Origin of the sequence: Neptunomonas antarctica (genome assembly GCF_001305295.1) — a bacterium.
GTDB lineage: Bacteria > Pseudomonadota > Gammaproteobacteria > Pseudomonadales > Balneatricaceae > Neptunomonas > Neptunomonas antarctica.
Genome location: NZ_LJSI01000046.1, coordinates 1 through 21278 on the forward strand (window position 1 = coordinate 1; position 21278 = coordinate 21278).

24 protein-coding genes and 1 riboswitch are annotated in these 21278 nt (G+C 44.9%); of the genes, 10 read left to right on the forward strand and 14 right to left on the reverse strand.

What is annotated here, in order from left to right:
- Positions 1 to 269: 269 nt before the first annotated feature.
- A complete protein-coding gene (aceK, locus tag Nant_RS11950; protein ID WP_054341893.1) occupies positions 270 to 1997 on the reverse strand; it encodes a bifunctional isocitrate dehydrogenase kinase/phosphatase in 1728 nt (575 codons plus the stop codon).
- A gap of 110 nt (positions 1998 to 2107) precedes the next feature.
- Between aceK and pfkA the strand changes: the two genes are divergently transcribed.
- The gene (gene pfkA / locus Nant_RS11955; RefSeq protein ID WP_054341894.1) at positions 2108 to 3115 is read left to right on the forward strand and encodes a 6-phosphofructokinase; all 1008 of its coding nucleotides are present in this window, start codon (positions 2108 to 2110) and stop codon (positions 3113 to 3115) included.
- Positions 3116 to 3141: 26 nt separating this feature from the next.
- Here the strand turns inward: pfkA and Nant_RS11960 are convergent, their stop codons facing one another.
- Together Nant_RS11960 and Nant_RS11965 are read right to left on the reverse strand one after the other, a co-directional pair.
- Positions 3142 to 3783 carry an MBL fold metallo-hydrolase gene (locus Nant_RS11960; RefSeq protein ID WP_054341895.1) on the reverse strand — a complete coding sequence of 214 codons (642 nt, stop codon included), beginning with the start codon at positions 3781 to 3783 and terminating at the stop codon, positions 3142 to 3144.
- A gap of 129 nt (positions 3784 to 3912) precedes the next feature.
- Positions 3913 to 4398 carry a hypothetical protein gene (locus tag Nant_RS11965; protein ID WP_054341896.1) on the reverse strand — a complete coding sequence of 162 codons (486 nt, stop codon included), beginning with the start codon at positions 4396 to 4398 and terminating at the stop codon, positions 3913 to 3915.
- Positions 4399 to 4534: 136 nt separating this feature from the next.
- Here Nant_RS11965 and Nant_RS11970 point away from each other — a divergent pair, with 136 nt between their 5' ends.
- The 4 genes from Nant_RS11970 (at position 4535) to Nant_RS21980 (ending at position 6670) form a co-directional block, all read left to right on the forward strand.
- Positions 4535 to 5428 (forward strand): D-hexose-6-phosphate mutarotase, encoded by an 894-nt coding sequence (locus tag Nant_RS11970; protein WP_054341897.1) that lies wholly within the window; start codon positions 4535 to 4537, stop codon positions 5426 to 5428.
- Positions 5429 to 5544: 116 nt separating this feature from the next.
- A complete protein-coding gene (locus tag Nant_RS11975; RefSeq protein ID WP_054341898.1) occupies positions 5545 to 5802 on the forward strand; it encodes a DUF5062 family protein in 258 nt (85 codons plus the stop codon).
- Positions 5803 to 5894: 92 nt separating this feature from the next.
- A complete protein-coding gene (locus tag Nant_RS11980) occupies positions 5895 to 6473 on the forward strand; it encodes a sigma-70 family RNA polymerase sigma factor (RefSeq protein WP_054341899.1) in 579 nt (192 codons plus the stop codon).
- A 56-nt stretch (positions 6474 to 6529) separates the two neighbouring features.
- Positions 6530 to 6670 (forward strand): hypothetical protein, encoded by a 141-nt coding sequence (locus Nant_RS21980; RefSeq protein WP_476638857.1) that lies wholly within the window; start codon positions 6530 to 6532, stop codon positions 6668 to 6670.
- Positions 6671 to 6744: 74 nt separating this feature from the next.
- Here Nant_RS21980 and Nant_RS11985 read toward each other — a convergent pair whose 3' ends face one another.
- From Nant_RS11985 to Nant_RS12020, 8 genes are all read right to left on the reverse strand, one after another.
- Positions 6745 to 6969, reverse strand: a complete 225-nt coding sequence (locus tag Nant_RS11985; protein WP_054341900.1) for a hypothetical protein — start codon at positions 6967 to 6969, stop codon at positions 6745 to 6747.
- A gap of 57 nt (positions 6970 to 7026) precedes the next feature.
- Positions 7027 to 8904 (reverse strand): phosphomethylpyrimidine synthase ThiC, encoded by a 1878-nt coding sequence (gene thiC / locus Nant_RS11990; RefSeq protein WP_054341901.1) that lies wholly within the window; start codon positions 8902 to 8904, stop codon positions 7027 to 7029.
- Between the two features lie 212 nt (positions 8905 to 9116).
- The gene (locus tag Nant_RS11995; protein WP_054341902.1) at positions 9117 to 9566 is read right to left on the reverse strand and encodes a bifunctional hydroxymethylpyrimidine kinase/phosphomethylpyrimidine kinase; all 450 of its coding nucleotides are present in this window, start codon (positions 9564 to 9566) and stop codon (positions 9117 to 9119) included.
- Positions 9555 to 9649, reverse strand: a riboswitch (TPP riboswitch). Its footprint overlaps the gene before it by 12 nt.
- Before the next feature lie 397 nt (positions 9650 to 10046).
- A complete protein-coding gene (locus Nant_RS12000) occupies positions 10047 to 11063 on the reverse strand; it encodes an MJ1255/VC2487 family glycosyltransferase (RefSeq protein ID WP_054341903.1) in 1017 nt (338 codons plus the stop codon).
- 5 nt (positions 11064 to 11068) lie between these two features.
- On the reverse strand, positions 11069 to 11587 hold the full coding sequence (locus Nant_RS12005; protein WP_054341904.1) for a phosphatase PAP2 family protein: 519 nt from the start codon (positions 11585 to 11587) through the stop codon (positions 11069 to 11071).
- A 145-nt stretch (positions 11588 to 11732) separates the two neighbouring features.
- Positions 11733 to 12686, reverse strand: a complete 954-nt coding sequence (locus Nant_RS12010; RefSeq protein WP_054341905.1) for an alpha/beta fold hydrolase — start codon at positions 12684 to 12686, stop codon at positions 11733 to 11735.
- 9 nt (positions 12687 to 12695) lie between these two features.
- The gene (gene mutM, locus Nant_RS12015) at positions 12696 to 13508 is read right to left on the reverse strand and encodes a bifunctional DNA-formamidopyrimidine glycosylase/DNA-(apurinic or apyrimidinic site) lyase (RefSeq protein ID WP_054341906.1); all 813 of its coding nucleotides are present in this window, start codon (positions 13506 to 13508) and stop codon (positions 12696 to 12698) included.
- 26 nt (positions 13509 to 13534) lie between these two features.
- Positions 13535 to 14434, reverse strand: coding sequence for a DMT family transporter (locus tag Nant_RS12020; RefSeq protein ID WP_054341907.1), 900 nt, complete (start codon positions 14432 to 14434; stop codon positions 13535 to 13537).
- A gap of 142 nt (positions 14435 to 14576) precedes the next feature.
- Here Nant_RS12020 and Nant_RS12025 point away from each other — a divergent pair, with 142 nt between their 5' ends.
- Positions 14577 to 15995 carry an aminotransferase-like domain-containing protein gene (locus Nant_RS12025; RefSeq protein ID WP_054341908.1) on the forward strand — a complete coding sequence of 473 codons (1419 nt, stop codon included), beginning with the start codon at positions 14577 to 14579 and terminating at the stop codon, positions 15993 to 15995.
- A gap of 41 nt (positions 15996 to 16036) precedes the next feature.
- On the opposite strand, the gene rpmG is transcribed toward Nant_RS12025, so the two are convergent.
- Together rpmG and rpmB are read right to left on the reverse strand one after the other, a co-directional pair.
- Complete coding sequence (gene rpmG / locus Nant_RS12030) at positions 16037 to 16207, reverse strand: 50S ribosomal protein L33 (RefSeq protein ID WP_054341909.1); 171 nt, start codon at positions 16205 to 16207, stop codon at positions 16037 to 16039.
- An 11-nt stretch (positions 16208 to 16218) separates the two neighbouring features.
- A complete protein-coding gene (gene rpmB / locus Nant_RS12035; RefSeq protein ID WP_054341910.1) occupies positions 16219 to 16455 on the reverse strand; it encodes a 50S ribosomal protein L28 in 237 nt (78 codons plus the stop codon).
- Between the two features lie 389 nt (positions 16456 to 16844).
- Here rpmB and Nant_RS12040 point away from each other — a divergent pair, with 389 nt between their 5' ends.
- On the forward strand, positions 16845 to 17396 hold the full coding sequence (locus Nant_RS12040; protein WP_054341911.1) for a hemerythrin domain-containing protein: 552 nt from the start codon (positions 16845 to 16847) through the stop codon (positions 17394 to 17396).
- Between the two features lie 2 nt (positions 17397 to 17398).
- On the opposite strand, the gene radC is transcribed toward Nant_RS12040, so the two are convergent.
- A complete protein-coding gene (gene radC / locus Nant_RS12045) occupies positions 17399 to 18073 on the reverse strand; it encodes a RadC family protein (RefSeq protein WP_054341912.1) in 675 nt (224 codons plus the stop codon).
- A gap of 116 nt (positions 18074 to 18189) precedes the next feature.
- Here radC and coaBC point away from each other — a divergent pair, with 116 nt between their 5' ends.
- Genes coaBC through Nant_RS12060 form a run of 3 tightly spaced genes read left to right on the forward strand, consistent with a single transcriptional unit; the run spans position 18190 to position 21270 of the window.
- Positions 18190 to 19395 (forward strand): bifunctional phosphopantothenoylcysteine decarboxylase/phosphopantothenate--cysteine ligase CoaBC, encoded by a 1206-nt coding sequence (gene coaBC, locus Nant_RS12050; protein WP_054341913.1) that lies wholly within the window; start codon positions 18190 to 18192, stop codon positions 19393 to 19395.
- A gap of 9 nt (positions 19396 to 19404) precedes the next feature.
- Positions 19405 to 19860: a dUTP diphosphatase gene (dut, locus tag Nant_RS12055; protein WP_054341914.1), complete on the forward strand. Its 456-nt coding sequence runs from the start codon at positions 19405 to 19407 to the stop codon at positions 19858 to 19860.
- 21 nt (positions 19861 to 19881) lie between these two features.
- Positions 19882 to 21270: a phosphomannomutase/phosphoglucomutase gene (locus Nant_RS12060; RefSeq protein WP_054341915.1), complete on the forward strand. Its 1389-nt coding sequence runs from the start codon at positions 19882 to 19884 to the stop codon at positions 21268 to 21270.
- The last annotated feature ends 8 nt before the right edge of the window (positions 21271 to 21278 follow it).

Below are 21278 nucleotides of genomic sequence, written 5' to 3' on the forward strand. Positions count from 1 at the left end.
TTTATTTTGCGGTAATTTCAAACTCATTCACCGTAAAACTTAACTTCCAGCTACTGATCACAAAACCTTAAAAGATGATAATTATCAAGGCTTTACAAACCAGCATCTTCTCATCTCAACTACCCTTTTCGGTAGCTTCCTTGGGAAGAGGTGCGCATTCTACAGGCTATCCGAAATGAGTCAATAGCCTGTTGGAATAAAAGTCATATTTTTATGAAAACAATTCACTTTGCCCTATTTTGACTACTAAGCCGGCAGGAAAACCACCACTAGCGGGGGAATCTTTGCGCCTGACGGTAGGGGAAGATGTCTACAACCTGACCCGAACGCACTTGCTGCTGCATATCCTTCCAGAATTTCACATCAAGCAGGTCACTATGCAATTCATAAAAGATTTTTCGAACCAATGCATTACACGCGATCAGAATTGTAAATTCTTCTGGAAATACGTCATTGGCTGCCACTGAATACCAAGGCTCGGCAGACATTTCTTGTTCTGGATACATCGCAGCCGGAATTTTACGGAAGTTACAATCGGTCAAATACATGATTTCATCATAATCATAAAAGACAACTCTCGCATGTCGCGTAACTCCAAAATTCTTAAACAGCATATCCCCTGCAAAAATATTCGCCGCCGCTAATTGCTTAATCGCTTTTCCATATTCATTTAGGGCATGAAAAACAGCTGCGCCATCACTCCTCGACAATGCTTCATCAAGGTATATATTCAGCGGCGTCATTCGACGTTCTATCCACAAATGCTTAATCGTCACCGTTTCATCATCAATCAACAATGATGATTGCGCTACTCTCTGCAGCTCTTGCAACAATGCTTGTGAAAAACGCTTACGAGGAAACACCAAGTTGGTAAATTCCTGCGTATCAGCCATCCGACCTACCCGATCATGCCGCTTTACCAACTGATACCTTTCATGAACCATATTTCTTGTTATCTGTTTAGAAGACGAGAACTTATCTTTGATGATTTTAAATACAATTGGGTAAGACTGAAGGGTAAACACAGTCATCACCATTCCCTTAATCCCTGGCGCTATGATGAATTGATCTGCTGAACGGTCTATATGATCGACAAAGTCTCGATAGAATTCAGCCTTACCCTGCTTATAAAAACCAATAGAGGTATAAAGCTCTGCTATGGATTTCATCGGAATAAGCGAATGAAGAAAGCGTATAAATTCAGATGGCACGTTAACGTCGACCATGAAGTAGGCGCGCGTGAAGCTAAAAATAACTGACACCTGATCCTGATCACTGATCACTGTATCGATATAAACTCGTCCGTTGTTATTTAACACCGGAAGTATAAAAGGCAACTCGAGATTGGAGAAATGTATCCGACCAACGATATAGGCCCCTTTATTCCGATAAAAAACACTACTGACTACTTCTACAGTAACCGCTTCATCGACAACTACATTAATCGGCATGTTCTTCTGAAAGTAGCGCGCTATATTGCCTATATCTTTGTTTTTGTTTTCCCAAGGCACATTGAATGAGTAATCATTCAGCAGCTGCCTGATCAAAGCAATTAGCCCCTGCTTCATACTGTAAGTATGGTAAATATTATCGCCTGATACGACTTCACGCCCAGCCATTGAGCTACGAATAAACATATGTTCATTCGTCAATTGATGATGAGTGAATACCTTACAGTAGATAGAGTTGTAAAAAGTCTCAGCCAACTCAAAATCATCTCGCTTATAAAGCAAGTCTATATAACGAGCCTTTGCTTCAGACCATAATGATTCGTCATACACGCAACTCCCGATCAGAACAATAATTTCAGCAGCCGCCGCTTGAGACTGTTTTTCATATAAATCTATCCGCTCAACAGCCGCCTGCTGTATTTCATGCCATTTAGCTTGCTCGAAACGCTCCTGAGCCATATCTGTAATCTCTTTAAAGAGAACCCGATAGTCAACAAAATGCTTGAGCGTTTCTTCTGCGATGCGCTGAGAGAACTGCCTGATCATATGAAAAACATCCTTACTTTATTGTTATGTTGGCTTATTTACTTGAATAACAGAAACTTAGCGATACATACTATTGTCCATAAGATGTAGATATTATAAAAGGATATACCATGTTTACGCTGCCTCATTTAAAGCCAATAAAATCCTATAAATCTATAGCGCTCCTCACCAGCGGAGGCGACTCTCCTGGTATGAATCCTGCTATCCGAGGCGTTGTTCGCGCCGCACTTAACAGCGGCATTGAAAGTGTTTATGGCATCCAACGAGGCTACAGCGGCTTAATAACGGCTGATATCCACAAGCTAACGTCTCGCTCTGTCACTAACATCATTCAAAGAGGCGGCACTATGCTAAAGAGTGCACGCTGCCTCGAATTTAAAGAGCCTGCTATTCGCGCGCAGGCCGCTCAGATCTTACGTGACAAAAACATTGAAGCACTCATTGTTATTGGCGGTGACGGCTCAATGGCAGGAGCCCACCTGCTCACAGAAGAAACCGGCATTCCCGTTATCGGTTTACCGGGCACTATTGATAATGACATTCCGGGATCAGATGACACAATCGGCTTTGATACTGCCGTTAATACTGCATTGGACGCCATCGACAAAATCAGAGATACCGCACTGTCTCACGAAAGACTTTTCCTTGTTGAGGTCATGGGGCGAAACTCAGGATTCATTGCAACACAGGTAGGTATCGCCTGTGGCGCTGAACTGGTAATTGTTCCTGAGTATGCGTTTGATCTTCACGACTTATGTGTGACACTCGCACAGCAACGCGCGTCTGGACAAGGCTCCAGCGGAATCATTGTTATTGCGGAAGGCAAGGACCCAGGCCTTACATCCAGAATCGCTTATCAACTTGAAGAATTGGGGCAAGACCCAAAAATTTGTATTTTGGGTCATATTCAACGCGGTGGCAGCCCTTCAGGGCACGACAGAATGCTAGCTTCTTGCCTGGGAGCATCTGCTGTGCATTATCTGCTAGCCGGTTTTAACGACATATTGGTAGGCGTACGGCAAGGTACTATCGTGGACATACCACTACGTAAAGTCATCTCTGAAAAGAAAATACTCGACAGGAATATCTTTGACATCACCACCTTGCTACATAAATAAGTCTTCTAAGCTCTTAGTTACATTCATCAACCACGATGATCAGAAACAAAAGGATTTGTTTTCTTCTCATGCCCAAACGTTGAGGCAGGGCCATGTCCTGGGATGAACTCAATCTCATCGCCCAATACAAACAACTTATTACGTATAGAGCTAATCAATTGCTGATGATTACCTTTAGGGAAATCAGTACGACCAATTGATCCATGAAAAATAACATCACCTACCTGCGCCATGCCTGAAGGCTTATGATAAAAAACCACATGTCCCGGCGTATGACCAGGACAATGCAAGATCTGAAACGTTTGATTTCCAACCGTAACCTCATCACCATCTTCAAGCCAGCGATCCGGAAGAAAACCATCCACTTTGGGAAAGCCAAACATAGCACTCTGCTTATCAAGCCCTTCAATCCAGAATAAATCATCTTTATGCGGACCTTCGATAGGTACCTGGTGAAGCGATTTCAGCTCAGCAGTGCCACCCGCATGATCAATATGAGCATGAGTTAACAAAATTTTTGTGAGCACAACTCCTTCTTCATGGATAGCCGCTTCTATTTTTGCAATATCTCCGCCGGGATCAATGACAGCAGCATGCTTGGTTTCTTCACACCAACATAAGGTGCAATTTTGCTGGAAAGCGGTCACGGGAATAACTCTGAATTTCATAATATGCCTACTATAATTTTTTTAAACGTGATCCGGCTTAATTCGTAAACAAGCTCGCAGATCAGTTTGGCTCTTAAGCAAAACCCAAACAGCTTACGAATGAGACCGCTGAGTACTCAATAACGATTTTTAATAAACGGCGACAATATGAAAACACTTTTTATTACTACCTAACGATAACCTAATTTCATCATCAATATAATTACCAAGCAACTTCTGCCCCAGAGGGGCCTCGGGCGTGATCGTAGTTATGCCCATATCATCAAACCGAAGATCAATACCGCCGGCAACCGGCAAAAGCCACAACCACTGCAAGATCCCCGAAAGAGCATCACGGAGCTGCACTAATGCACCGACAACCACTGCAGAGTCAGCACTACACGCCGGTAATTTAAGATGCTTCAAAATAACCACTTGCCGCTGCAGATCAGCAGCACGCACGGCTTGCCCATGGGCAAGATAAGCAGACTCCAGAGCTAATGTGTCATATTGATTCTCTGGCTTGCTCTGTTCATGCACAGCGTTGTCATGCGCCTGATTGACAGCGTCCTGCGTTGTCGATAATTCACCCTGTAAGCGGCATAAAAGTTGATCAAGTAATTGTTGTTTATTCAAGGTCAGCTAATCATCAGGGAACAGATTACAGCGCCTACACTCCATTAGCGTAGGTTCATGCAATCATCTGCTCTATAGTTGTGTTGTATAGTAGTGCTTTATTTTAAGTTAACGCATAACGGATTGCGAAACCATTATGATGAAATACGCTTTTTGTCAACAGACTAAACGGGGGGAACTTGACAGTCTTGAGATAAACCATCCACTCTTTAAAGCCACAATACTGCTGCAAGGCGCTCAAATAATTGAATTTTCTCCTGCCCAACATGATTGTTTAAACGCTTTATGGCTTAGCCCCAGCGCGCACTACAAAAGCGGTGAATCAGTTCGTGGCGGCATTCCTATCTGCTGGCCCTGGTTCGGCGCAGCCGACAAAAACCCAGCGAGTGTCCGCGATAATATACGCCACCCCGTGGCTCACGGCTTTGCACGTAGCAGGGTATGGCAACTAAAACACATTAAAGAAAGCTGCCATCAGGTTGAAATCGTCCTCCGACTGTCATCTGATGCTGACAGTCACGAATACTGGCCTTATGATTTTGAACTTGAAGCAAAATTCATCCTTGGAAAAACACTCACGCTATTTCTGATTACTCACAATACCGATCATCGCATCGTTAACCTTACTCAGGCTTTGCATACTTATCTCCCTACCAGCGATATCAACTGCACCTATATCAACGGAGCCAACAACACCTGCTACATTGACGCAATGGATCAGTGGAGAACCAAGTCCCAACAAGGCAATATCCATTTCAACACGGAAACTGATCGTCTCTATTTATTCAACCAAAGCCCGATACTGCAAGCCTTCACTCCACACCATAAATTAACATTACATAATTTTAACAGCCGATCAGCGGTTATATGGAACCCTTGGACTGAGAAAAGCAAACGGCTGAGCCAATTCAACGCTACTGACTTTAAAACTATGTTTTGTATCGAGACGGCTAACGTACTTGAAGACAGCGTCACGCTGGCGCCCAATACATGCCATCAGATAGGCATGCAATTGATCATCGAGTCTTAAGTACCTTCACAGATGAATTTTCTCTGATTTTCCTGTCAAAGAATGAATAAAGGCAAATTCCATACTTTTGGATGTAATATGAGCTTCCCTCTATCCAGCAAAACAAGGAACACTTAATGAAGATGAAACCCAAACAAGAAGCGCTATTGGTTAAAGAGGCATTGCGCATCGGTGAAATTTATATGAAAAACCGAGGCAAAGAAGAGCTTAATAGCACTCATACAAAAGTCGCTCAACTTTATCAATTGCTTACCCATGATAAACTGATCGCACCTCTTGCTAAAGGGCAGGAAGATGAGATTCATATGAAACACAAGTTAGCACTATGGATAGCAAAACAACTCCCCAATGATCACCCTTTGTTAAAGAGTTAATTCAGCGTAGCTCTATAGGTAAAATCAGCCAATTCACGAAGACACTCTGCCAGACTTCGTGATGACATCCGTTATTAAGGTTTAACGATTCTATGCGACCAACCGCGATATCCTATTCGTCCCAGCTTGAAGCATTACGCCCTAAACTCATTGCTTTTACTATGCTGCAGGTATCAGACAGAGGTCACGCAGAGGATCTCGTGCAAGATGTTATGCTGGCCGCCATCGAAGGCCTCTCCAGCTATTCAGGATCGGCGCAATTTGATACATGGGTGTACAGTATTTTACGCTACAAATTGATCGACTACATTAGAAAATCAAAAAGAGAAAGGCAGCGTTTTATTTCAGACGATAATGAGGTTGACATTGATACTATGTTTGATACGCGTGATCATTGGGATCTGGATGCTACGCCTTGCCACTGGCAAAGCCCTGAAGATCTGCACTTAAAAAGCAATTTCTGGGAAATCTTTGACCTATGCCTACTACACCTACCCAGCAATACCGCCCGGGTTTTTGCACTACGCGAGCTAATGGATCTCGATACAGCAGAAATTTGTGAGTGCCTGGATATTTCAGAACAGAACTGCTGGACGATCCTTCACCGCGCGCGCCTGAAGCTTCGCAGCTGCCTTGAAAAAGGTTGGTTTTTGAAGGAAGGTAATGTATGAAATCGTGTAAAGAAGCGTCTTTTTTAATGTCTAAGAGATTAGACACTCTTTTAAGTATGAGTGAACAAATATCACTCAGGATACATTTAACGCTGTGTACGAATTGCCGGGAATGCAACCGTCACCTGCATTCAATCCATTCCCTATGCCAAAAACGGCACTCTGACACGACGGACAACGACGATCCATTAGCATGATCAAGGGCAGTTATACATACCAATTCACCATGCCAGCCAGCCTATTACTGGCTGGCAGCATACGGCAAGGTGAACTACTTGCTACGACTTTTTTGTGCCTTAATGTATTCAACATCGAGGGCACCATACTGTCTTTGATAGGCATCTGGATCTGATCGCCATAATCGATAAAGTTTACGATCATTACTGGCAAGCGGTGGCGTTGGTTGCTTTCGTTTTTTGAGCGCTTGCACCGTAACCGGCACAAACGCAAATAAAACAAGAAGAGCAACCGATAGATATTTCAGTTCATCTGACATCAGGAATCTTCAATGGTTATAGATACCTTAACAGACTAACTGAAAGCGCCACTCAGGTTAAACTTTATGATAAATTTCCGCGCCGGTTTCTTTAAATTCCTGAGATTTCTCCAACATTCCTTTATCTGCCGCCGCTTTTATAGCCGCTAACTGAGAAGCATCCAGATCTCTAACTTCATGAGAAATTTTCATTGAGCAGAACTTAGGACCGCACATTGAGCAAAAATGCGCCACTTTAGAGGACTCTTTAGGCAAGGTCTCATCGTGATAAGCACGTGCCGTATCCGGATCCAGACCAATATTAAACTGATCTTCCCAACGGAACTCAAAGCGCGCCTTAGACATCGCGTTATCACGAATTTGTGCCCCCGGATGGCCTTTCGCCAGATCGGCAGCATGCGCGGCTATCTTATAGGTGATGATTCCGGTTTTAACATCATCCTTGTTCGGCAAGCCCAGATGCTCCTTCGGTGTAACGTAACAGAGCATGGCGCAACCATACCAACCTATCATCGCCGCCCCAATACCGGACGTAATATGGTCATAGCCCGGGGCGATATCCGTAGTCAAAGGCCCCAGCGTATAAAAAGGCGCTTCATCGCATTCTGTCAGCTGCTTATCCATATTTTCTTTGATCATATGCATCGGTACATGACCAGGCCCTTCAATCATGACCTGTACATCATGCTTCCAGGCAATTTTTGTTAACTCACCCAAGGTTTCCAACTCAGCAAACTGCGCTTCATCGTTCGCATCATAAACAGATCCCGGGCGTAAACCATCACCTAGTGAAAATGACACATCATAGGCTTTACAAATTTCGCAAATATCTTCGAAATGAGTGTAAAGGAAATTCTCTTCATGATGCGCCAGGCACCATTTAGCCATTATAGAGCCGCCGCGGGACACAATGCCGGTCATACGCTTCGCAGTCATCGGCACATAGCGCAACAACACGCCTGCATGGATAGTAAAATAATCCACACCCTGTTCAGCCTGTTCTATCAGAGTGTCCCGAAAAACGTCCCAATTCAGGTCTTCGGCAACGCCATTTACTTTTTCTAACGCCTGATAAATAGGGACAGTACCTATCGGTACAGGAGAATTCCTCAGATTCCATTCACGCGTTTCATGAATATTTTTACCGGTAGACAAATCCATGATGGTATCGGCCCCCCAACGCGTACCCCATGTCATCTTGGCCACTTCATCTTCAATCGAAGAAGTTACGGCAGAATTGCCAATATTACCGTTAATTTTCACCAGAAAATTACGACCAATAATCATAGGTTCAGATTCAGGGTGGTTAATGTTTGCAGGAATAATCGCACGCCCTTCTGCTACTTCCTTACGCACAAATTCAGGCGTTATTTCATCTGGCAAGTTAGCCCCGAAACTGAATCCAGGGTGTTGCTGCGCCACCATACTGCCTTCTGCTTTTGTCTTCGCCAGTTTCATGTTTTCACGAATAGCAATATATTCCATCTCAGGCGTAATCATACCCTGACGCGCATAGTGCAATTGCGTCACATTTTTGCCACTTTGACTACGTAATGGCTTACGGAGTAATTCGAAACGCAGCTCATCCAAGCGCAAATCTACCGCGCGTGCGCGCCCATATTGTGAAGTCAAACCTTCCAATTGCTCAGTATCGCCACGCTCATCAATCCAGCCAGCACGCAACGCGACCAAGCCTTTTCTGATATCAATACTTGCCTCAGGATCGGTATAAGGACCCGACGTATCATAGACATACAACGGATCATTTTTCTCACCCCCTAAACCCGTCGGCGTATCATCAAGCGTGATTTCGCGCATCGGCACGAGAATATCCGGACGGCTTCCTTCAATATACACTTTACGAGACTTTGGAAATGGCTGAACTGACGCACGATCAACACTGGCATTCTGACTGAGTAATTTACTATTGGACATAAGACTCCCTACTTTCAACTTAATTTAGAACTCTACTCCAGAAGCTAACGTTAGCTATTTTAATCCCAGAGCAACGAAAAATGAGGCACAGAACAGTGACCGGCTCCTACCGATAATATGTCTTTCGAAAGCAAATCCACGACCTGATTTTTTTGCAGACCAGCACCCACCCTTTAGCAACACCCAAGGTGTTTTAAAATCATGTAAAGACACTAAAATTTGATACATTTCTGCACCGTTACAGGCTCGGGCAGATCTGTCAGCCGAGCGGTTTCAGGCAGATTCGATGTCAGCAAGATAGCCAGAGAAAACAGACGTTTGCCAAGCAACAGAATCACAACACATTGCAGCAATACATTACCGCTTTTGGGTACAATGACAGGGGCGTTTACTAAAGGGGGCTGGGAGTATGCTTTAAGAATCGCGGCAATAGTTTCAACCGCTGAAGCGTCGCCTAACATACCAATTTTGATAACAGTAATATTCAAGTATTGGAGCACAGAACGTAGTTGTGCAGTAACTGCCGTGATGGCGGCCGCACGATATACCCACAGAACAGAGAAGGCTTTAAGATCGGCTTGAATACCTGCACCGGCACTGCTGTATAAACCAGCAATAGTTAGCGCAACAGGCACAGCATGTTGATAGCTATAATTATACATCTCGATTCCTACGCCAGTACTAGCTGGATCAGGTTCAGCGGGTTTTATCTCAGCCTCAAAACAAGGCACCCCGACAAGATAGTATTGAGTCTAAGGAGTTACATACTGGCTGTCTATCCCCTTAATTAATGAACAAACATTCAATAATACCCTTTAAAAAATAGGAATTTTTCCTATATTAAAACCAAGTTAATTTGGCATAATACCTTCCATGGATCTCCCATTCATGGATAGAATTTAAGGATGGCCAAGACAGCGGAAAAGGTACAGGGTAGTTAGCAAGGAAGCCTGTTAATCGCAAGGATATGGAAGCCAGCCGAGAAGGCTTTGTAAAGGATTTACAAAGCCTTCTCAACTTTTATTATCAAAATTCACTTTTAATGAGTCATTATTAATTCTTATAAGTTCTTATCCCGTAAATAATACATAATCAACACCCCCTCATCACAATCATCCAATATTGTTGTTTTTACTTTTTAACTAAACCCACATCTGCTTAACAACCAGCTCCACTGAGCAATCGCACCCTTGTGCTATCCATTCGGAAAGAATGCCTGCCACATCAGGAAAGCATTTAGGCGCCGGACTAGCTAATTCAAGCCATGATTCTATGGCATCAACATCCAACTCTTTTATAATAGTTGCCAGCCCTAATGACTTCAAAATGTAGGCATTCGACTGTTGCTCGAATTGCCCTTTCATCGGCTTACTTAAGAACTTCTTGCCATACTGCATAGCTTCACTGGCCAGCCCAAAGCCACAGTTTGAAATAACACCTTCACACACAGATAGATCTTTTTCAAAGTCATCTCGGCTCGCCGGGTTAAAGACAACATTACTACGTACAATCCTCTTTTTTATTGGGGCATAAACGCGGAACTGGTAATCAGGAAATGCACTGAACCAATAATACAAAGTCTCATCCAGCTCATATGGCAGATAGACCACAATCATTTTAGAAATATGCCCAGGTTTAAATTTGGCAGGACTAATCAGTGGAGGCACAATTAACGCATCAAATTGATTCCAATGGACACCTATCGCCTGCTTTACCGGAGCAAACAACTGAATACCCGGCCTGATAAAACGCGAATAAAAAGCGTCGGGCAAACGATGTAAAAAAGCGTATTGATGCGCGATACCAATACTGGGTTTATTCTGTAATTTCGAAGCCCATGCGGTGATGGGTTCAAAGTCAGAAATGATCAGATCATAATGAGTTAAATCTAATGCGTTAATATCGCGATATAGCTGCGTAAAATTATTGCTTAAGAGGCTTTTAATAGGCTTAACTCTAGAACCTTCGCCCATATAAAACGTTAACCCTCTACGTACCTTATAGTTACCAAAGCACGCCATATCAAACAAATCACTCTTTGGCCGACCACTGAATAGATAATCAACATGAACTCCTGCGCCAGCCAATGCCAGCGCCATCACTCGGGCCCGGGCAATATGACCATTACCTGTAGCCTGCACTCCGTATAAGACTCTCACAGATTTCAGCTTCCCACACTCAAGAACCCACAGACAATTCCGACCGCGGCTCCGGCTACAATATCGGCAGGGTAGTGAACACCTAACACCACTCGGGACACACTGATTAGCATTGCGATGCTATAGGCCAATAATGCAATGGACGGATAAATTTGAGAGAGTACGCTAGCAAAGACAAAAGCAGCAGCGGCATGACCTGAAGGAAAGCCAAATTTTTCGGTAGGCTTAACAGCAACCTCTACGCTAAGCCGCTCACATGGCCGGTCTCGTCGGATAGTATTCTTAAGAAAAAGATAAAGCGGAAATTCTATTAAAAAGGCAAAAAGGCCAGAACGAAAAAAAGCAGCACCATCCTGCGGCTCAAAAATGGCCAGTAACATTCCTAAAAGAATGTACATTACACCATCACCCAAGCGCGAAATATAACGACTGGTTAGCGTCACACCAGCATGCATCTGCCGACGACTCTGAAACCAATAGAATAGTGATGTATCAAAGGTGTTAATAGTTTGAAGTGACAACATAACCAGCCCTCAGAAACGGATACGACAATAAGAATTATCGCTCCGCATCAATGCTGATTTTGTTACGTGAAATTTAAACTTTTGTGACAAGGCTCTTATGAAAAAGCCTTATAACACAAATTTTTAGAACATAAGTCTTATAGAACTACGCTTCTGCTTCACTCGCTGAGCGGCTGTTAACTGCGTCAGCATTTATCCACTGTGAGACGGTATCGCTTAACCGTTCCGGATGATACCAAGGTTGCATATGCCCACCTGGAACTTCAATCAACTCAAACGGGTGAACTAAGGCTTCTACCAAACGCTTTGAATACCCTAACGACATTACATCGTCATCCGTACCATGAATAATCGCGGCATGAAAATCAAAAGCGCGCTTATTCACTTCCGAGCGCCATGAATACAAACTAGAAAGCGTACTGAGGGGGTAATCAAAAACCATCAGATGATCATGATTAAACTCTTTGGCAGCCGGATGCCCCGCCAGTAACTGTTCGTAATCCACCAGCGATTTCAATGGCAACTTCATACTCGGGAACATCTGAGCCATACCCCAGGTCCACTGCCACCCCATCTGATGCATGCTATCCGGTGGAATTTCAGGTATTAACAGGGTTCCGCACATAATCCCCTTAATTCTCTCATCTTTTTCTGCTGCAGCTACCGCAAGCAATGATCCAATCGAGTATCCAAACAGGTACACCGGCCCTGAATAACGACTTTGCAATATATCAATAAGAGAACTGACAGACTGCACCACCTCATCCACTGTATACTGTCCTCTCTCACCAGCAGAATATCCATGCCCAGGATAATCCAGACCCACGGTATGGAAACCATTGTCTGCAAATCTGGCGAGCAAATCAGCATACAGTTCACAGTAAGTACCAATGCCCGGTAAAAAGATCAGAATAGGGGCATATTCATTCTCAGCTTCCGTTTCATAAAGCTCACAGTGGACACCAAACTCACCTACGCGCAGGCTTTCACGCTTAGCCAGATGGTGATGAATATCTAACTTATCTCTTAAGCGACCTCTATGTTCGTCCGTCAATAATTCTGCTCTACTCTGATTGATATTCGTATCGGCTATCGACATTAATTATTCCTACCGCTGACAATAATTACAGAACACCGTGCTACGCTGTCCTAAACGCACCTCCTTCAAAGGGCGACTACAATTCCGACAAGGCTTGCCTCCTCGTCCGTACACACTTAATGATTGCTGGAAATATCCCGGCTGACCATTACTATCAACAAAGTCTTTAAGCGTTGTACCGCCTTGCTGTATAGCTGCCATCAATATGCTCTTGATAGCCTCGACTAATAACGTTAAACGTTTCGCTGAAATACGACCTGCTGGCCGCCGGGGATCAATGCCGGCGTGAAAAAGCGCTTCATTGGCATAAATGTTTCCGACACCTACAACGACATGACTATTCATAATCAGTTGTTTAATAGTAACAGAACGCCCCTTGCATTGCTGACGCAAACAATCCACGTCAAATTCATCTGATAACGGCTCAGGCCCTAAACGACTAATCCGCTCATGTATCTGACCCGGTGGTTGCCACAGGATCGCTCCAAAACGCCGCGGATCCGTATAACGCAGCAACTTTCCATGACCAAACAAAATATCCACATGGTCATGCTTTAGCGGCTCGCGCTGGTCAGAGATAACCCGCAAACTGCCAGACATGCCTAAATGGATCAGGATCGTACCGGCATCCGCCTCAAGCAACAGGTATTTACCTCGCCGGGCAACGTGCTTCACACGCTGCCCTACCAGCGCCAGTAATTCAGTTTCCGGCACCCACCAACGTAACTTAGGTTGTCGCACCACAATACCTGAAATAGCCTGATTCAAAATATGCGGCTCTATTCCACTACGCGTTGTCTCTACTTCCGGTAATTCTGGCACGTTGGCATTTTCCGCTTTACTCTCAATTATTGAGTTTTAACTAAGTTTTTAGGTGATTTCAATACAAGATACACGCCCAATACGGTAATAAAAATACCGATTAACGCGATCACTCCCAACGCTTCATCAAACAACCACCACGCCTCAATAACAGTGACAGGAGGCACCAAATAAAAATAACTCGCTACTCTGGCAGACTCACCTTCACGAATCATGTACATCAGCAACAAAACTGCAGACACTGACAAACCAAACACAAGCCACCCTAATGCCAGCATTAAGTCTAACGACCAATCAATATCTCGCGTTTCAGTACTAAATGTCAGCAACCCCATCCATAACGCAGTCGCCATGTATTGGAAGAAAGAACCCGCCATCAAATCGACACCCGCACCAAAACGTTTCTGGTACAGGGTACCTATTGAAATACCCAATAAAGCAACTATTACTGCAGCAATAGCTTCGGGTCTCAGTGACAACGCACTCAACTCTTTACCACCGGTCAGCACCAACGATACGCCCACCAACCCTAACACCAGACCCAGCAACTGTAACTTAGCAAGTGACTGCTTAAACCAGACACGTCCGATCAACGCCGTAAGCAGAGGCTGCAAACCCACCACAATAGCAGCAATGCCTGCCGGCATATCCCATTTAATAGCGGCAAACACACCGCCAAGATAGGCGGCATGCACTAACGATCCGGACACCATCTGATGAAACCCCTGCCTACCCGTCGGCCATCTCGACTTAAGCGCAAGCATTAACAGCATAAAGACGCACAGCGTCATTAACATTCGGATAAACAGCATGTTGAAAGGTTCAATATAGGGCAGCCCATATTTCGCTCCAATAAATCCCGTGCTCCAAAGCATTACAAATATGAAGGGGATAAAAGGAATAAGCTTCGTACGTAACGCGACCATTAGGTGTCCTTAACTCGAATACATGTGAAGGGTATAGAATACGGCGTGAACATTGATGATAAAAGAGACAACTTCTTGTTTTTAAATAGGGTACAGTTAGCCGTATTATCAAATAAAAATCATTTTTTGTGACACTGTACCCATGAAAATTTACCAGAAAGTGATTGTCTATATTGAAAGCCAGCTGCTGTCCGGCGCGCTGCAACCTTACGACTTATTACCTTCGGTACGGCATTTGGCGCAGGTACTTAATGTCAGTAAAAACAGTATCATCAGAGCCTATATGGTGCTTGAACAGACAGGCACCATCCAGGCCCATCCGAGAAAAGGCTTCTCCGTCAAACCAGACACCGTCTATGAACAAGCCCCTAAGCCGATCCCAAAAAAAGTTATATTAGGAGCAACCTCTCTGGATATTATCGGCCCAGCCCAGCGTCAGGCCGACGTCATATTTGGTAGTGCCAACCCTGATACTCGTTTTAAAGGACGTCAGGATTTTTTCAAACAGCTCAACAGACTAGTTCGCGCAGAATTAAAATCACCTGCCATTTATAGCCACTATCAGGCACCACCAGGCGATATAAACCTTCGCCAACAGATCGCAAAAAAAACACACTGTGGTTATGCCGAACTGGACGCTGAAGAAATCGTTATCACTAATGGCGCTCAGGAAGCCATCTCGTTAGCATTACGCTGCATTGCCCAACCTGGTGATATTATTGCCGTGGAGTCTCCCTGCTTTTACGGCATTCTACAGTGTGCCGAAGCCCTTGGATTACGTGTTATTGAAGTGCCTGCAAACATCCCTGATGGAATCGATCTGAAACAGCTAGCGGAAACACTCAATCGCTGGCCGGTGAACGCGATTCTTCTCAACCCACATGCCAATAATCCACTTGGATTCATCATGCCCGACGATAACAAGTCAGAATTATTAGCACTGGCACAAAGGTACGATTTGGCCATCATTGAAGATGATGTGTTTGGTGAATTGATTCACTCTACTCAACGACGCAGGACGCTAAAGTCTATGGACACAGACGGCCGCGTTATTTTATGCGGCTCTCTCTCTAAGATTTTGGATCCGGATATCCGTATCGGCTGGGTAGCACCTGGCAGATACTTCGACCAAGTCAATTATCTGAAGTACGTCACCACATTAGCGACCTCCGGACTCATGCAACACGCGGCAGCATTGTGGATGGAGTCCGCCAATTTCAATCGCCATGTAAAACAACTGCAAAACCGCTACAGGCAACGCAAGCTACTGTTTATTGAATCATTAAAAGCATATTTCCCAGCTGAAGCACATATTACCGTACCTGAAAGCGGCTTTCTCAGCTGGATAACGCTACCCTTCTGGCTAGATGGAGATATTATTTTTACACGAGCCAAAGCCGAAGGCATCAGCCTTACTCCGGGAAGTTTGTTCGGAACGGAACAACAATTTCAGCACTGTATTCGACTGAATTTCAGTACGTTTGATAACACAGAAAAACAACAACAAGCACTCGCACGATTAGCGGAAATTATTATCGAAGAGCTCAACTCACAGACATAAAAAAACCCGGAATGTCCGGGTTTTTTCAAAAAGAAAAATCATTATTTGATTTTAGCTTCTTTATACATAACGTGCTGACGGATAGTCGGATCAAACTTTTTGATCTCGAATTTCTCAGGCATGTTACGTTTGTTCTTATCAGTTGTGTAAAAATGACCTGTGCCTGCAGATGAAACCAGACGGATCTTTTCACGATTACCTTTAGCTGCCATCGTCTAGCTCCTTAAACCTTTTCGCCACGCGCACGCATTTCAACAAGAACTGTATCAATGCCATTTTTATCGATAATACGCATGCCTTTAGCGGTTACGCGTATACGAACGAATTTATTCTCACTTTCTACCCAAAAACGATGCCAATGCAGGTTTGGAAGAAAACGACGGCGCGTTTTGCGCTGTGAGTGGGAAACATTATTCCCTGTTACTGGGCGCTTGCCAGTAACCATACAAACTTTAGCCATGATCAAAGCCTCAAAATTACATAATTAACTTCTATTTCGGATGTCTATCGGCCATATAACACAGATATACACTGTGCTTCTATAACCTCAGGCGGAGCGTTCCATAACCGAACTGAATCCCGTACCAAGCACGAATAGAAGGGGGCGCATTATATAGATAAGCGACCACAAATACTATTAACATCGTTCAAAAAAAGATCTACTCTTTTTTTGAAGTATAAAACCCATCGAGAATCACGCAGAAGTGATACATAAATAACATAAATATGAATATTTACGTATAACATTGACATCTATCATGTCGATAAACCACTAACGCCTCTAGTATTACACAATACTTAATTCTGGATCTTGAGATCTGGAATATATAAACCGCATAGGACAATCCAATGGATAATAATAAAAGCTCAATCACCGGCAATGACAACGCCCTGATGGATTTTTCTGACTGTCATGTGGGAATTATTAAGAACTTTGAGCGACTGCAAGAACTGGCAACAACAACGATTAATGACCCCGTACAGCCAGAAATAAAACAGATGGCCGTTCAATTATATAGTTTCTTTCACGACGTTGTTCTTAAGCATCATAAAGAGGAAGAAGAAGAACTGTTTAATGTCGTTATTGACTGCGCCCGCCGTGGAGACGAAACTTTTAAAGCCAAATCGATGATCAAGCAGTTAACCAACGAACATCGTATGCTGGAAATGCAGTGGAAATTAATTGAGCCCGATATCAAGCAACTGGCAAAAGGTAAATATGTTATTTTGGATCGGGCGATGGCTCAGAGACTGGCCACCACCTATCTTGATCACGCTCAGTTCGAAGAGCAGGAATTTTTACCTCTTTCAGCCCATATATTAGGCGACAAAGGACTCTCATCACTCGGCCTGGCTATTCACATGCGACATACTCAAGTAGGCATCCCTAATTACATCTAACGTCAAAGCAAGCCCTGTTCGGCAAACGAAATAACATCCGGGTCACCCACGATCATATGATCCAACACCCGGATGTCCACCAACTGCAGAGCGTCCACTAGACGCTGCGTGATCTGTTTATCTGCCAGCGAAGGCTCCGCTATACCTGATGGATGATTGTGCGCCAAAATAACCGCAGCGGCATTCAACGCCAGTGCTTTTTTCACCACTTCTCGCGGGTAAACCGACGCAGCATCAATCGTGCCGAAAAACATCGGTTCAAAACGGATGACACGATGCTTGTTATCCATAAAAAGACAAGCGAATACTTCTTGTTGATGGTGCCGCATTTGAGCTAATAAATATTGACGAACCGCTTGCGGGCTTTCCATCAAATCCCCCCGCTGTAATGTCGCCAGCAAATGACGCCGACTCATTTCAAGTACCGCTTGCAGCTGCGCGAATTTAGCAGGTCCTAATCCTGGCCCCTCACAAAAAGATTCTTGCGAACTTTCCAAAAGCGGTCGTAAGCCGCCATAACGCAGCAGCAGGTCTCGCGCCATATCAACCGCGCTTACACCTTTCATGCCTGTTCTGAGAAAAATAGCTAGCAGTTCAGCATCCGATAATACTGCCGCGCCCTGCGCCAATAACTTCTCACGCGGCCGTTCTGATTCGGGCCAGTCGGTAATTGCCATACACTTATTCCTTGTGTCGATTGCGCATATTCTAATGGAAGGTCTACGCAAAAAATCCCTGAAGTGTTATCTTACACCCCTTTGACAAAGCGGCGTAATCTCGGGTTACCTAAGGCATGTATAGACTTACCAACAAACAGATAATTTTAGGAATAACCGGTGGAATCGCCGCTTACAAAAGCGCAGAACTCACCCGGTTATTAAAAGGTGCGGGCGCCGATGTCAGAGTAGTGATGACACCTGCCGCCACGGCATTCATTACACCTCTCACATTGCAGGCACTTTCAGGACATCCGGTTCATCTTGAGCTACTCGATCCTGAAGCAGAAGCAGGCATGGGGCATATTGAACTCGCTAAATGGGCGGATTTAATCGTTATCGCGCCCGCCAGTGCTGACTTTATGGCACGCCTGGCCAACGGTATGGGTAACGACTTGCTGAGCACACTGTGCCTTGCGACTACCGCACCTATTTGCCTTGCACCCGCCATGAATCAGGCCATGTGGCGCTCGCCTCAAACCCAACAAAACGCAGCAACACTGCAACAACAAAACGTTCAGCTCTGGGGACCCGGCGTTGGCGAACAAGCCTGCGGAGATACCGGCCCGGGACGCATGATTGAGCCTGCCGATATACTGGAACAGGTCGCAACCTGCTTTAATACCCGATCATTGGAAGGCCTGGAGATACATATTACCGCAGGCCCGACACGTGAGCCGTTAGACCCGGTACGTTACATTTCCAATCATAGCTCGGGAAAAATGGGCTACGCCCTGGCTGAGGCCGCGATTGACGCGGGTGCTCGCGTCAAATTAATCAGTGGCCCTGTCAATCTGGCAACACCCGCTCATGTTGAGCGAGTGTCAGTTACGACCGCCCAGGACATGCTTCATGCGTCACTGGAAGGCCTTGCCAGCTGCGACATTTTCATTGCCTGCGCCGCCGTTGCTGATTACCGTCCGACGTCCATTGCCGAACATAAGATAAAAAAAGGTAACGAGGAAATCATGGAGCTACATCTGGTGAAAAATCCGGATATTGTTGCCACCGTTGCCGCCAGCGCTGACAAACCCTTTACTATTGGCTTTGCGGCCGAAACCCGGGACGTGCTCAGTTATGCTAAAGATAAACTGGCACGCAAAAAACTCGATATGATTATTGCAAATGATGTATCTCAGACAGGCATTGGCTTTAATAGCGATGAAAATGCTGTCACGCTGGTCACGACTACGACTCAGATAGACATTCCGCAAACCAGCAAACGTCAGCTGGCGAAACAACTCATTGAACAGATCGCCTTACTTTATAAGCAATCAAAATAAGACATCAAAATGAAAAAAATACAGGTTAAAATTCTCGATAGCCGCATTGGTCAAGCCTTTCCATTACCCAACTATGCAACTCCTGGTTCTGCAGGGCTTGATTTACGAGCGTGTCTTGATGAGGCGTTAACGCTTGAACCCGGACAAACGGAACTGATCCCTACGGGTATGGCGATACATATTGAAGATCCGGCATTGTGCGCTATGATCCTTCCCCGTTCAGGGTTGGGCCATAAACACGGTATCGTATTGGGTAATCTGGTGGGGCTGATTGACTCTGATTATCAAGGGCAATTATTTGTATCCTGCTGGAACAGAGGCAATACAACATTTACGATGGAGCCAGGCGAACGCATCGCTCAACTGGTGCTGGTTCCTGTTGTACAGGCTGATTTTGAAGTGGTTGAAGACTTTACTGATACAGAACGCGGTGCAGGCGGTTTTGGTTCGTCTGGACGCTCATAACTCTCCCACAGGGATGTAAATATGACATATACACTTGAACACCTCGATCAGGAAATTTTTCGCGCCTACGATATCCGGGGTATCGTTGATGAAGCACTCACTGATCCGGTGGTTTACCACCTGGGCCGTGCATTTGCTGCACAGGCCAGACAACAACAGATTAAAACGGTTGTCGTTGGCGCTGATGGTCGCTTATCCTGCCCACGTTTAAAAGACGTGTTGATTCAGGGTTTGCTTGAAGGTGGAGTAGATGTCACTGATGCGGGATATATCCCTACCCCTCTTCTTTATTTTGCGGCGCATCACACCGACAGCCAGACCGGCATTATGATTACAGGCAGTCATAACCCCAGCAACTATAACGGTTTTAAAATGATGCTGGGCGGTAATACTCTGGCGGGCGAAGAGATCCAAGCACTCAAGCACCGCATACTACAAAGAGAATACTCAACAGGAAAAGGACAATTAGGCAAAATTGATATTCGTCCTAAGTACCGTAAACGTGTCACCGAAGACATCCGCTTAAAACGCAAACTAAAAGTCGTTATTGATTGCGGCAACGGCATTCCTGGTGAAATGGCGCCGATACTGATGGAGCAGCTCGGCTGCGAAGTGATTCCATTATATTGTGATGTGGATGGCAACTTCCCTAACCACCATCCTGATCCCAGTAAACCCGCCAACCTTATCGATTGCATTGCGGCGGTTAAAAAGCACAAGGCCGATCTGGGCCTGGCATTTGACGGCGATGGTGATCGAGTCGGTGTCATAACCTCTAGCGGTGCCATGATCTATCCCGATAGAGTTATGATGCTATTTGCAGAAGATATCCTGCAGCGCAACCCAGGCTCAGAAATCATCTACGACGTAAAGTGCTCCAGATTACTCGGCGAGGTAATCCGCAAAGCCGGCGGCATCGCCACTATGTGGAAAACCGGCCATTCCCTGATTAAACGTAAAATGAAATCCTCGGGTGCATTATTAGCCGGCGAGATGAGTGGCCATATCTTTTTTAAAGAACGCTGGTTCGGGTTTGATGATGGCTTATACAGTGCCGGGCGTTTGTTAGAAATACTGTCGATGCGCACAGAAACGCTGGACGAAATTTTTAGCCATTACCCTGAAGATATCAGCACACCCGAGCTCAATATTGATGTCCGTGATGACAACAAGTTCGATATCGTGGCCAAACTACAGGCACTGGACTACCCGGATGGTAACGCCAGCCGTATCGACGGTATACGCGTAGATTATCCTGATGGCTGGGGATTAGTGCGGGCGTCCAATACAACACCTGTATTAGTGTTACGTTTTGAAGCCGCTAACGAAACCGCCCTCAACCGGATTCGGGATCAGTTTCAGGCGCGGCTATTAGCCGTTGACCCGAACCTTATTATCCCCAGCGAGTAAACATTACT

Excerpts from the sequence above, each read along its gene's own strand:
- aceK (WP_054341893.1), bottom strand. The coding sequence starts at position 1,997 with ATGATCAGGCAGTTCTCTCAGCGCATCGCAGAAGAAACGCTCAAGCAT.
- pfkA (WP_054341894.1), top strand. The coding sequence starts at position 2,108 with ATGTTTACGCTGCCTCATTTAAAGCCAATAAAATCCTATAAATCTATA.
- Nant_RS11960 (WP_054341895.1), bottom strand. The coding sequence starts at position 3,783 with ATGAAATTCAGAGTTATTCCCGTGACCGCTTTCCAGCAAAATTGCACC.
- Nant_RS11970 (WP_054341897.1), top strand. The coding sequence starts at position 4,535 with ATGATGAAATACGCTTTTTGTCAACAGACTAAACGGGGGGAACTTGAC.
- Nant_RS11975 (WP_054341898.1), top strand. The coding sequence starts at position 5,545 with ATGAAGATGAAACCCAAACAAGAAGCGCTATTGGTTAAAGAGGCATTG.
- Nant_RS11980 (WP_054341899.1), top strand. The coding sequence starts at position 5,895 with ATGCGACCAACCGCGATATCCTATTCGTCCCAGCTTGAAGCATTACGC.
- Nant_RS21980 (WP_476638857.1), top strand. The coding sequence starts at position 6,530 with ATGAGTGAACAAATATCACTCAGGATACATTTAACGCTGTGTACGAAT.
- Nant_RS11985 (WP_054341900.1), bottom strand. The coding sequence starts at position 6,969 with ATGTCAGATGAACTGAAATATCTATCGGTTGCTCTTCTTGTTTTATTT.
- thiC (WP_054341901.1), bottom strand. The coding sequence starts at position 8,904 with ATGTCCAATAGTAAATTACTCAGTCAGAATGCCAGTGTTGATCGTGCG.
- Nant_RS11995 (WP_054341902.1), bottom strand. The coding sequence starts at position 9,566 with ATGTATAATTATAGCTATCAACATGCTGTGCCTGTTGCGCTAACTATT.
- Nant_RS12005 (WP_054341904.1), bottom strand. The coding sequence starts at position 11,587 with ATGTTGTCACTTCAAACTATTAACACCTTTGATACATCACTATTCTAT.
- Nant_RS12010 (WP_054341905.1), bottom strand. The coding sequence starts at position 12,686 with ATGTCGATAGCCGATACGAATATCAATCAGAGTAGAGCAGAATTATTG.
- Nant_RS12020 (WP_054341907.1), bottom strand. The coding sequence starts at position 14,434 with ATGGTCGCGTTACGTACGAAGCTTATTCCTTTTATCCCCTTCATATTT.
- Nant_RS12025 (WP_054341908.1), top strand. The coding sequence starts at position 14,577 with ATGAAAATTTACCAGAAAGTGATTGTCTATATTGAAAGCCAGCTGCTG.
- rpmG (WP_054341909.1), bottom strand. The coding sequence starts at position 16,207 with ATGGCAGCTAAAGGTAATCGTGAAAAGATCCGTCTGGTTTCATCTGCA.
- rpmB (WP_054341910.1), bottom strand. The coding sequence starts at position 16,455 with ATGGCTAAAGTTTGTATGGTTACTGGCAAGCGCCCAGTAACAGGGAAT.
- Nant_RS12040 (WP_054341911.1), top strand. The coding sequence starts at position 16,845 with ATGGATAATAATAAAAGCTCAATCACCGGCAATGACAACGCCCTGATG.
- radC (WP_054341912.1), bottom strand. The coding sequence starts at position 18,073 with ATGGCAATTACCGACTGGCCCGAATCAGAACGGCCGCGTGAGAAGTTA.
- coaBC (WP_054341913.1), top strand. The coding sequence starts at position 18,190 with ATGTATAGACTTACCAACAAACAGATAATTTTAGGAATAACCGGTGGA.
- dut (WP_054341914.1), top strand. The coding sequence starts at position 19,405 with ATGAAAAAAATACAGGTTAAAATTCTCGATAGCCGCATTGGTCAAGCC.
- Nant_RS12060 (WP_054341915.1), top strand. The coding sequence starts at position 19,882 with ATGACATATACACTTGAACACCTCGATCAGGAAATTTTTCGCGCCTAC.